This is a genomic window from Levilactobacillus hammesii DSM 16381, from assembly GCF_001434395.1.
Classification (GTDB): domain Bacteria; phylum Bacillota; class Bacilli; order Lactobacillales; family Lactobacillaceae; genus Levilactobacillus; species Levilactobacillus hammesii.
Genome location: NZ_AZFS01000061.1, coordinates 113,071 through 124,459 on the forward strand (window position 1 = coordinate 113,071; position 11,389 = coordinate 124,459).

At 51.3% G+C, this 11,389-nt stretch carries 12 protein-coding genes; 7 read left to right on the plus strand and 5 right to left on the minus strand.

Features of this window, described 5'->3' with window-relative positions; translation table 11 throughout:
* Positions 1 to 24: 24 nt before the first annotated feature.
* The 4 genes from FD28_RS09305 to FD28_RS09320 form a co-directional block, all read right to left on the minus strand.
* Positions 25 to 1,077, minus strand: a complete 1,053-nt coding sequence (locus FD28_RS09305; RefSeq protein ID WP_057734770.1) for an alpha/beta hydrolase fold domain-containing protein — start codon at positions 1,075 to 1,077, stop codon at positions 25 to 27.
* Between the two features lie 22 nt (positions 1,078 to 1,099).
* Positions 1,100 to 1,948: an alpha/beta hydrolase gene (locus tag FD28_RS09310; RefSeq protein WP_057734771.1), complete on the minus strand. Its 849-nt coding sequence runs from the start codon at positions 1,946 to 1,948 to the stop codon at positions 1,100 to 1,102.
* Positions 1,941 to 3,320, minus strand: coding sequence for an MFS transporter (locus tag FD28_RS09315; protein WP_057734772.1), 1,380 nt, complete (start codon positions 3,318 to 3,320; stop codon positions 1,941 to 1,943). The genes FD28_RS09310 and FD28_RS09315 overlap by 8 nt, the downstream gene beginning before the upstream one ends.
* Before the next feature lie 435 nt (positions 3,321 to 3,755).
* Complete coding sequence (locus FD28_RS09320) at positions 3,756 to 4,298, minus strand: PadR family transcriptional regulator (RefSeq protein ID WP_057734948.1); 543 nt, start codon at positions 4,296 to 4,298, stop codon at positions 3,756 to 3,758.
* A 172-nt stretch (positions 4,299 to 4,470) separates the two neighbouring features.
* Here FD28_RS09320 and FD28_RS09325 point away from each other — a divergent pair, with 172 nt between their 5' ends.
* The gene (locus FD28_RS09325) at positions 4,471 to 5,007 is read left to right on the plus strand and encodes a phenolic acid decarboxylase (protein WP_057734773.1); all 537 of its coding nucleotides are present in this window, start codon (positions 4,471 to 4,473) and stop codon (positions 5,005 to 5,007) included.
* Between the two features lie 535 nt (positions 5,008 to 5,542).
* Positions 5,543 to 6,004 (plus strand): NUDIX hydrolase, encoded by a 462-nt coding sequence (locus tag FD28_RS09330; RefSeq protein WP_057734774.1) that lies wholly within the window; start codon positions 5,543 to 5,545, stop codon positions 6,002 to 6,004.
* A 54-nt stretch (positions 6,005 to 6,058) separates the two neighbouring features.
* Here FD28_RS09330 and FD28_RS13260 read toward each other — a convergent pair whose 3' ends face one another.
* On the minus strand, positions 6,059 to 6,232 hold the full coding sequence (locus FD28_RS13260) for a hypothetical protein (RefSeq protein ID WP_157059877.1): 174 nt from the start codon (positions 6,230 to 6,232) through the stop codon (positions 6,059 to 6,061).
* A gap of 462 nt (positions 6,233 to 6,694) precedes the next feature.
* On the opposite strand from FD28_RS13260, the gene FD28_RS09335 reads away from it, so the two are divergent.
* From FD28_RS09335 to FD28_RS09355, 5 genes are read left to right on the plus strand one after another with little or no spacing between them, the layout of a single operon-like run.
* Positions 6,695 to 7,768: a TcaA second domain-containing protein gene (locus tag FD28_RS09335; protein ID WP_057734775.1), complete on the plus strand. Its 1,074-nt coding sequence runs from the start codon at positions 6,695 to 6,697 to the stop codon at positions 7,766 to 7,768.
* A 23-nt stretch (positions 7,769 to 7,791) separates the two neighbouring features.
* Positions 7,792 to 8,232 carry a zinc ribbon domain-containing protein gene (locus FD28_RS09340; protein ID WP_057734776.1) on the plus strand — a complete coding sequence of 147 codons (441 nt, stop codon included), beginning with the start codon at positions 7,792 to 7,794 and terminating at the stop codon, positions 8,230 to 8,232.
* 18 nt (positions 8,233 to 8,250) lie between these two features.
* A complete protein-coding gene (locus FD28_RS09345) occupies positions 8,251 to 9,759 on the plus strand; it encodes a zinc ribbon domain-containing protein (RefSeq protein WP_057734777.1) in 1,509 nt (502 codons plus the stop codon).
* A gap of 11 nt (positions 9,760 to 9,770) precedes the next feature.
* Positions 9,771 to 10,661, plus strand: a complete 891-nt coding sequence (locus tag FD28_RS09350; RefSeq protein WP_057734778.1) for a zinc ribbon domain-containing protein — start codon at positions 9,771 to 9,773, stop codon at positions 10,659 to 10,661.
* A 57-nt stretch (positions 10,662 to 10,718) separates the two neighbouring features.
* Complete coding sequence (locus tag FD28_RS09355) at positions 10,719 to 11,246, plus strand: GNAT family N-acetyltransferase (protein ID WP_057734779.1); 528 nt, start codon at positions 10,719 to 10,721, stop codon at positions 11,244 to 11,246.
* Positions 11,247 to 11,389 lie beyond the last annotated feature (143 nt).

Consider the following 11,389-nt stretch of genomic DNA (forward strand, 5'->3'; position numbering starts at 1 on the left):
AATCTCCCCCATTAATGTTTAGACTCAAATCAATTTTGCTGCCGAACGCAGAGCATCTTGCACGGCTGGCACGTTCCCGGTAAAGTTCAGGAAGGCGTGGCTGATCCCACCATAGCGAATGTAATTGGCATCCCCATTTGCGCGACCCGCCTGATCGATAAAGGCCTCACCTTGCAGCCGGAAGGGATCGTACTCCCCAACCAACAGCGTCGTCTTCTTAAACGTCTGCGGATCTGCCAGCAGCGGTGATAATAACGGTGCCGTCAAATCAACGGGTTGATCCGCCACGTAGTAACCGCTCATGATCTCATCGAGCTGCTCAAACAACTGGTAGCTTCTGTGTAGAGCATCCCGCTGTTCTGGGACAATGTCAATACTATTATCATCCCACAATTGACCGCCCAAATCAGACCCCTGAATCACGGTTGGATAGAACAGTAGATGTGAGTCGATGGTGCAAATCCCCATGGATTGACACAGTTGACTGACGCCCAATGCAATGGAACCACCGGCAGAATCGCCGCCCACTGAGATGTGATGATAATCTTGCGTCATCGCCGCCACAACCGCTAAGCCATCTAGAATGCCCGCGGGATAGGGTTGTTCTGGTGCCAAGGCATAGTCAACGTTGTAGACCACGCAATTAGCTTGTTCCGCCACATACTTCAGGGCCAGCAAGACATCTTCCGGTGTTCCGCCATAATAAGCGCCCCCATGGAAATAAATCAAGGCTTTATCCGCGGTTAGGTGATCCATCCGCGCAATCCGAATCACCCGCACCCGTCGATTCATGGCAACAATCTGCTGCATCTCAATCTTCATATCAACCGTCGTCAAGTCCTTTTGCCCCGAGGTCTCGGTTCCCTGTCGAAGACTAAACAGATCGGTCGGTAACTGGGGATCTTCTTCAATCTCGGCCACGGTCTCCCAAACTAACGGTTCATAAGTGTGGGCCGGGTCCCGTTCCTTGATCCACTTGGTGACGCCGTCAACCGTTTCCGTTGGTTTCATTTGTGCTAAGCGTTTTAGCTCGTCCGAATACCCCAAGGACTGCTTCGTTGTCGTATCATTCAGCATTTTAATTACCCCTCTCGTTAAACTACTGTTGTCGCCAAAAGCGATTAAGCTGCCATACCCCGTCGAGCCATTGCAGCTGACGGTCAAACCATCCCGCAACATCCGGTCGGATAAATCGCTCCCCAAAGGCCGGATCAGTCGGGTCAAAGCTCTGTGGAAATGCCGTCACGGCGCGGGCTAAACTCAGTCCATGCGGGCCGTGCGGATAGATCAGTGACTGGTTTAAAATTCCCTGTTGCTGGAGCGCCGTCACATAGCGTCGTGTATTATCGGCGGGAACCAGCTCATCGTCAGCCGTTGTCCAAATAAAGGTCGGCGGATTCTGCGGTGTGACCAAACGATCGGCCTCGTGATCGGGCCAGTCGCCAGTGATGGTTGCCCGTGCGGCTGTGGTCAGTGGCCACCCTAAACGCAACCCAATGACTGGGTAGCCCAGGGTCAGCGCGCTGACGCGGAGGGTAGCCGCCGTCACGCCCCGGTTACGCGCCAGTTGCGGCCATAGGTCCGCGTAGAGCGCGGCGAGATGGCCACCGGCTGAGAAACCAACCAGGAGAATGTGCTCGGGACTGATCGCATAGCGCGCGGCGTGTTGGCGAAATTCCTGAATCACGCCGGCTAACTGATACAGCGCACCCGGCAGAACCGGTGGCTGTTGGCGCAAGCGATACGCCACAACGGCTACCGCGAACCCCTGTGCCAAATATTGCAGGGCCATTATCTCATTTTCCCGGTCCGCATAGAATTCATAGCCGCCACCGGGTAGGAGAACCACCAACGGCCGCCGCTGTGGCTTGAAGTCAGCAATGGCGGCCGGTTGGTAGAAGGTTACGGTCACCGGATAATCCGATCCCCCGCAAGTAAATTTAAACATTTTCATTATCTAATTTTTTTGAAGACTCCTTAGCTGCCTTAGCGGACGTAATTTCGTCTTCATCCAATTTGTAGAAGAGGTACAGAATCCCCACAATCAGCAATGCGAGAATAATCGGTAACCAGACAAAGCTGGTGCTGATAGCCGTCAGGGCTTTGGCCCCCTGAATCTTGGCTGTGGCTTGGAATCCACCCCAGGAAAGTAACCAACCTGAGACTAAGCCACCGAAGCCCATCCCCAACTTTGCACCAACCATTGGCACTGAAGATAAGATCCCGGGTTCATCGATATGAAGCTCGGAACGTGAGTATTCAACCGTATCGGCAATCATGACGAAGGCGATGGAGAAGGCCGCCCCCATGGCAACTAATGCGATAACATTCCCGGCAAAGAGTAACGGAATACTCTTGAAGGACATGATGATTTCACCAATCCCAAACGTAACCATTGAGAGAATCATCACGTTCCGGTGCTTCATAATCTTGCTTAAGAATGGAACGGATAAGTTCCCGGCAACCGCCACAATCACCAAACCGTTAAACGCCCCAACTAAATCTGCGCGCCGGTAAACGTAAGTCAGGTAGTAGACGGCCGTTTGCATCCGAATAACCCAGAAAGTCTGTAACAGGATGAAACTGATACTCAAAGCCACCCACGGCTTGTTCTTTACGGCACCCTTCAGTGATTCCTTAACGGATAGGTGTCCCTTAATTTCTGGTGCATCTGCATCCTCGTCTACGATGTCGTCTTTTTCACGTAAGTTCGCAAATGAGCTGAGGAAGAGGACGATAATAGCGAAACCAATGAAAATCCCCCAAATCATCCAGCCTTTTTCTGCGTTCTTACCCCCTAATTTGGCAACCATTGGTAAGGAAATTGCCCCAATAACGGCCGTCCCAATGTTGGTCATCACCATCCGGGCACTGGCTAAGTTCGTCCGTTCGTCGGGGTCCTTAGTCAAGCTAGGCAGGATCGCCGTGATTGGCGTGTTCGCCCCGGAATAGACTAAGCTAAACAGCGTGTAAACCAGGGAAATCCAGGCTAACTGAAAGGCCCGATTGCCTCCAAATGACGGGTTGAAGAACAGCAGCATGGTCAAGATCCCTAATGGAATCCCGAACCATAAGAAGTATGGCCGTGCCTTCCCGTACTTAGAATGCGTGTGGTCAATTAAAAATCCATACACAACACCATCAAAGGCATCAATGATCCGAACGACAAAGAATAACGTCCCCACAAACGCTGGTGAAATACCAACCACTGTGGTGTAGTAGAACAGCAGGTAAAGCCCAACAATTTGCCAAATCAGGTTCCCCGCCATATCAGTTGCACCATAGAAGAATCGCTGTTTCCATAATTGTCCTTTACTCATGATGAAACCCTCCCCCATAGATTTGAGTGCTTAATCTGTAACCGCTTACATGTATAGCATACCGGTTCGGTTACATCCCGGTAATCCCACTTTTTGGCTAAGTACTTACCTTTTCTAACGTCCTCTCACACTTTTCTGGATTTGTTAGCCAAAATTGACAAACCAACCTTATTACCGTCCCCATCATAACCGATATGAGACCAATAGTTGTCGTTGAGGGACTTCATTAGTTTTCCATGCTAACTCACTGGCTCGTACCCGTTATCCGACTAGACCGGTTGGGGGGGCGGTAACGACCTTCTACTAATACTAACGAAATTTTGGCCAGATCAGTCTCATTTAATTTGCGAGCACCACTAAAAAAGCCACCACAGCCGACGATAAAGTCCGGTGTGGTGGCTTTTTTATGGGACGACCAGGTTCACAAAAATCTGACTAGTCCTCAGGCGTCAAATACTGGGTCAACCATGAGACGTAGTGTGCCTCACGTGCAATGGCGTGGTCCAGAATCAGGTAGTGCCCATAGGCCTGATCAATCGTACTCGTATCAGGGAAGACCGTGGCTTGTCGCTGCTGGAGATGCGCCAGCTGTGCTTGATGTAACCGGTACTGTTCCCGCAACATGGGTTGAATCCGGGGATCGTCCACGTCTTTAATAAAATACAGTTTGAGAATGAATTCATCTTTATTGGGCGTCAATTCCGGTGACGGTTGGCTGACCCAGGCCACCAATTTTTCACGGCCCGTGGGGGTCAACGTGTACTGCTTTTTCGCGAGCTTTTCGCCCGTTACGGTATCCTCATGGGTAATCTCGCCGGCCGCTTCCAACCGCTTCAACATGGGATAAATCTGGCTATGCTGTGCTTGCCAAAATTCACCAATCTCATTTTCGAAAGCCTTGGCCAGATCATAGCCAGTTTGCGGCTGTTGATTCAGTAGGCCCAAAATAATAAATTGCAGGCGGTTTCGCTGTCCGATAGTCGCCATCCCCTTTCATCTCGTCCGTTGTCCTTCTTCATTGAACCAGTTTCACCCCTAAACTTCAAGAAAAACTGTTGACAATGCTACTGATTCTGCTTAAACTAATCAAGTAAATTAAAACATGTAATTAATTACATGTTTGCAACGCAGAATAGAAGGAGCAAACAATATGACAAAAACTTTTAAAACACTAGCAGACTTTTTAGGCACTCATTTCATTTACACCTACGATAACGGTTGGGAATACGAATGGTACGCTAAGAACGATCACACCGTCGACTACCGCATCCACGGCGGCATGGTTGCTGGACGTTGGGTAACGGATCAGGAGGCCAACATTGTCATGCTGGTCCCTGGTATCTACAAGGTGGCCTGGACGGAACCCACGGGCACGGACGTCGCACTGGACTTTGTCCCCAATGAAGGCAAATTAAATGGGACCATCTTCTTCCCCAAGTGGGTCCAAGATCATCCCGAAATCACGGTAACCTACCAAAACGAACACATTGACGTGATGGAAGCGGCCCGAGAAAAGTACGCCACTTATCCCAAGCTCGTGGTCCCAGAATTTGCGAAGATCACCTACATGGGCGATGCTGGCCAAAACAACGAAGACGTCATCAGTGAAGCCCCTTATGAGGGAATGCCCGATGATATCCGCGCGGGCAAGTACTTCGATGACAACTATCACCGGATTGGCAAGTAACCGTAACACCTGATGTTGGCTATGGGAAATGCCGCCTTACCGTTCACCAAATTTGGACTGGAACGCTGTTGGAAGGACGGCCAAAGCCTGAGGAGCGGTCTTTGACCTCGCTTTGAGCCGAAAAAAAATCGTCTCAAAGTCGCCATGTTCCAAGCATTCTGCCTGGAACATCCAACGGCTGAGCCCAAATTTGGCTCGCTCACGGCTACACTGACGCACTATCAGCGTCTCGCTTAACCCGACTGTCCGTGCCGGATCGCCATCAATGATCTAACGTCACCGGAGGAGGCCAGAGATGGAGGTAGCTGTGACGACGGTGTTGACCGAGGTTCTCCACTCGGTCTACAGCGTGGGACGCGTTTGGAAACTGACGATCCTGGTCAGGTTTCAAACCGAGCCGGAGGACCGCTTCTCAGGCCGCAGGTGACAGTCACCACCATGCTGGGAAACCATTCCGGTATGAGGGTGGCTTTTATTTAGCCGCCGTTTTGTGCCATACTAGACCTTAATCCATCAGAAAGTAGGTCATCCACTCATGGCAAATTACATTCAAGAGATACGCAGTTTAGTTGGCCACCGGCCCATCATCCTCAATGCAGCGGGGGCGATCCTAGTCAACGATCGGCAAGAGGTCCTGCTTAACCTGCGGACCGATACTCACAACTGGAGTCTTCCCGGCGGCTACTTGGAATACGGCGAAACCTTTGACCAAGCCTGTGTGCGGGAATATAGGGAAGACGCCGGCCTCGATGTTGAAATCGTGCGGCCACTGGGACTCTTCGATCAGGGATTTACCACCTACCCCAATGGCGATAAAACGCAAGTGATCTCACGGCTCTATCTCGTCAAACCCGTCGGCGGCCACACGTTGCGTGAGGAGACCGACGAGACCCTCGATCTGAAATACTTTCCCTTCGACCAACTCCCGCCACTACTCAATCAACAGACGGCAGACATGCTGGCCGCGGGTCAAGCTTACTTTGCGACTCAATCTTAATTTCAAAAACGTGCTGCTAGGCTTTAAAAAACCAGCAACACGTTTTTTTACACGCTATTTCGTATCCCACCCTAGACTGATGAGAATCAGAAAGGCCCCAGTTCCCACCCCTAAAGCCCGACTGGCACCATTATCAAACGACCAAATACTGAGTTCGGCCAACAGGCACAGGACGCCGAGCCAAAACGAAAGGGTTCGGTAAAACTGGCGATTGAATTTAAAGTGCATGGTGTCCGCCCCCTCGGTTTACTTGCGAACTACGCTACCACAATTTCAGGCGTCCCACCGCCACAACCGACTGTTTAGTTCGGCCAGGTTCCCTACGCCTTCAGATTCAAGGTAAGTCATCGCCGATATTCCCTGTACGGCCACCTTTGGGGAAGATAAAAAAGGCGCCGGCAGCCCAGAAGTCGACGATACATTAAGGAACGATTCACCACACAAATCATAAAACAATGCTGTCAATTAATTCGTCAAAAGTTATTTCAGTGAACTTAATATTAGCGTATAATAAAAACATAACAAAAAATTAATAATACGGTAGTGTGTCTGGCCAAAATGCGCCCAAGCATTGGCTATTAAACCCAATACATAAGTTCAATCGACTTCAGCTCACGCGGGGCCGCAATAACCCGTGGCTGAGGTTTTTTAACATGCGCCTAAGCACTGCCCGTTAAGGAGTTGAGTTCCATGAAGAAGTGCCCCAACTGTCACCAGCCCGTCACGCCGGGAAGTACCTTCTGTGAGAATTGTGGGTTTGATTTACGACAAGCTCCGGTCAAACCCAAGCGGACACGTAGACAACATGTGTCTGACAAACCGGCTAAGCATCCGAAATGGCTCAATCGGATTGTGTGGACGATTCTAGCCGTTGCCGTGGTGGTCGTCGCCACCCTGGCCTATTCCTTTTACAACAAGCAAGCCGGTAAGGAACAGCAGGTCGCGAACATGGCCGATATGATTACCAACAACCAGAGCAACGACCTCGCCAAAGTGATGGTCAGTGATAATCCCAACCTAAAGATCACAGGGGACACCGTTCAACCCTTGCTGACCTACGCGCGGCACCACCAAGGTTACGCCAAGTCGCTGCAACGGGAACTCATGAACACCGGTGAAACCAGTGACCAGACCTTTAAGCTCGAGACGGACGGCCACACGATGCTGATCTTTCCCATTTATAAATTGCGGGTTCGCACCATGCATCCCGTTTTAACCACCAACGTGGCTAATGCGACGCTCGAAGCCAATGGTAGTCCCCTGGTCACGGCCAAGAATGACCATTTCACTTACACGGCCGGTCCCCTATTTCCCGGGCACTATACCTTTAAGCTCTCGGGCAGTCGCTCAAAGGCCACGGCCAGCGTCAATCTCATGAAGAATAATGACGTTCACAAGCAGGTCAGCCTCATCACCACCGACACCCCGACTGGGAAGGACGAAACCACGGATAGCCAGGACACCAGCAATGATGAACAGCCAACGGCCGATGATAAATCCACTACCAGTAGCGACCAGACGGGGAAGGACGCCAGTGATCTTTCGGATCGCGATCAGGAAGGGATCAACGCTGCCAGCGACGAGTATGACTTCGACGTTGACGACAATACCTACACCGTCTCCGTTCCCGCTGATAACATGCTCGAAATCAAGGCTTACGATAAGGATTCCGGTCAGCATGAGGGGACGTTCCGTTACGACCAGATTCACGACATCGTGAGTCAGTACAATCCCGACACCAATAAATTTGAAACCGACGATTAACCGAAAGGACGGTCTTTATTTCTATGAAACAGACTTACTACCGAATCTGCCCCAAGTGTGGCAACCAAAATGCAGCGGACGCTAACTTCTGTCTGAAGTGTGGCACCACGCTTTCCCCCGCCGACGAATACGCCCTGATTCCACATGCCGCCGATCAATCATTTCCCCTGTTCGACCTGGAGCTGACGCCGGATGAGGTGGCCCAGACCAAGAACTTTATCATTACTGCGGCAACCGACTTACCCGCCGGCTATCATAGTGCGGGCCTCATCTTTGCGGAGAGCGACGTGGCCCCACGCGCTGGCGAAAAGGCCGCTTGGGAAGATCTCATGAAACACCTGTACGCGCTCCTGCTGGCCAAGAACTACGACGGTGCCGCGCGCATCACCATTCAACCCCAACCCACAAATCCCAGTCAGCTTTGCCTGTATGGTGAAGCCTTGATTGTGGCGCACCAACACTAACTTTTGGAGGTAAAATTCATGCACTTAACACCCTTTGCTGCCCCGGCAGATAACCAACCCGGCGGCGGTCAAAACCATTTCTGTCCCAACTGTGGAAATCCCATCTCACCAGATGATATTTTCTGCCAAAATTGTGGCTACAACCTGCAGGCGGATAACGCGACTCAGCCCAACACTAACACAGTGCCTGATCAGCAGCCGCAACCGACACGCCAACAAGCGACCCAGCAACAGGCCCCTCAACAGCCAACGCGGCAACCACGACGGCCACGGCAACCCATGACCAAGGCGAAAAAGATTCAGTGGTGGAGCATTGGTGGCGTCGTCGTTTTACTGGTCATCTTCTTTGTTTGGGGGAACCAGCATTACTCCCGTGCAGCCACGCTTGACCGTGAAATTGCCAGCATCAAGTCCGGTAAAAACTTAACGGCCACCTTTACCAGTGGGAGCACCGATCTCAAGCTCAGCAAGAGTAAGCTTCTTCCCGTTAACCGCTACTACAGCGAACACGCCAAGGACCTGGCCACGTTAAAGTCCGAGCTCCAGACGGGCGGCTCCAGCAGCGATGGCAACTTTACATATAAACAAAACGGGCACCACTTACTCTTCTTCCCCAAGTACCAGATCAGTGTGAGCCCCGTCTACCCAACGATCACCACGAACCATACGGGCAACGTGATCAAACTGGATAACCAGAAAATTGCCACCGCAACCAGTGACGACTACACCAAGAAGTTGGACGCCATGGTTCCCGGCGAATACCACTTGCAATCAAGCGGAAAGGTCGGCAGTCACCACCTCACCAACAGTGGCGACTATCACATTACCAATAACAAGACGTATGACTTGGAATTGACGACCGTTTCCGTCACGTTCAACACGGTGCCCGCCTCCGCCATTTACCTGAATGGTAAGAAGATTGGGAATGCCGATGACAGTGGGATGTACGCGTTGAATGACGAACCCTGGTCATCTGACATGTCGGCCTATGCCCAGTATTCATCCAGCGCCGGTAAGGCAACGACGCCATCCGTTCACATCAGCAAGACCGACGACCAATCCGATGTTGATTTGGACTACAAGGGCATGATCGAAGAGAGCGATGCCGATGACTTCTTCGACAACCTCTTTACTGCCGTAGATAACCTTTCCAATCAGGGCGACATGGATGAGGCCACCGACGATGATGACGATGACATGGCCGACTTCTTTGCCAACGGTAGTAGCAACGCGCAATACTCAGAACTGAAGCAAATGGCCGAGGGCTACTACAAGGATGACGACTTGAACGGTATCGACATGAGCACCGACATCAAGAACGTCAAACCCGGTCCTAATGAAACCAGCTTAGTCACCTACACGGTTAAATATGACTTCGCACTGGACGATTACGATCACATTCAGACCTTCCAGTACACGGCCACGCTAAAGCCCGCTAACGATGACAATTCTTCACAAAGCTACGAAATCACTAAAATCTCTGGTAGCCAAAAGGTTAACGACTACCATGAAGACTCAGACGACTAAGGAGACTACTCATGGATAACACCAAAAAATTCTGTCCACACTGCGGTACCGAAATCAAAAACGACGCTAAGTTCTGTCCCAAATGTGGCTACGCCCTAGCGAGTGCCACCACCCCGGATGATCAACCGCGCGAACAGCCCCAACCACAGGCCCAACCCCAAGCGACCCAAACAACGGCTGGTACCAACGCTAACGCCAACGCCAGCGATTCCTTTGCCGACGTCAAGCGCTTCTCCGGCAACTTCTTCAGCTGGTGGTTGGCCACCATTCGCCACCCTAGTCAGGTTATCCCCAATGTCAACCGTTCCTTTGGGGCCATTGCCATCGCACTGGAAGCCTTGCTGACCGTGCTGACACTGGTTTCCCTTGGCAAGCGAATCGTCGCCCTATACAGCCGCGACGTCAGCCAGGCCGTGGCTAGCATGATCAACGTTAACGGTCTCTTATTCAAGGCCGGTTTAATTTTCTTCTTTCTCATTCTGTTAGGTGCCGCCATCTACGTTAGCCTCAGCTACGGTTTCCGCCGGCTGATCGATGACAACGCGCCCCTTAATTTCTGGGAATTTACGAACCAATTCGCCGGAATTACCAACTTGATCCTGATCTTTAACCTGATTACCTTCTTATTGAGTCTGATCACGACCGGTGCTAATTTCTCTAGCTACAGTCTGATGATTCTCTTCATGATTCCCACCAGTGTCATCCTGAGCGTGGGCTACATTTTCATTATTATCAAGGACGTTGACAACCCCCGGATTGATAAGTTCTACACCCTACTTTTGGCCGAAGCTGCGTTGACGGTTGCCTTCTTAATCTTCATTTACATCGCCGGAAACATCGTGGGTGGTTCCGTCATGAACTTCCTTCAGACTTACTATTCAAGTTTCATGAATTCCTTCTAGTCGACCCCAGCAAGTGGTATTCTAGATTTTAGGAATCTCTACTGAGGAGGCATCACGATGAGTTTAATTTTCATCAAACGGGCCACGCTACGTGACTTACCAGCAATCATGGCCATTATCAATCACGCCAAGACCCAATTAAAGGCCGCTGGGAGCCCACAATGGCAGGATGGCTATCCGGATGCCGCGGCCCTAAAACGGGACGTAGACGGCCAGCAATGCTGGTTATTAGTGGTCGATGGGCAAGTTGCCGGCACGGCCACGATGGTGATTGGGGACGACCCCAACTACCGCAATATCGAAGACGGGCAATGGTTGAACAACCAAGACCCTTACGCCACCATTCACCGCATTGCCATTGGCGCGGGCTTTGGTGGGCAACACCTGAGCCACTATTTCTTCTCCAATCTGATCAGTCAGGCCTACCATGAAGGTGTGCACAACTTTCGGATGGACACCCACGTCAAGAACCAACAGATGCAGGCGATTGCTCGAAGCTTCGGCTACAAGCACCGCGGCACGATCTACGTGGATGAACAGACCAGCGACGCTTCTCGCTTGGCCTTTGAACTGAACCTGGACTAAGATTGATTCATCAAAAAGCAACGGACCACCTCGCATTCACTGCACCAGGTGGTCCGTTGCTTTTTGGAATAAACCTGGTTATAACTTGCCGCCTTACCGTTCGCCAAATTTGGACTGGAACGCGGTGGGCAGGACGGGAGAAG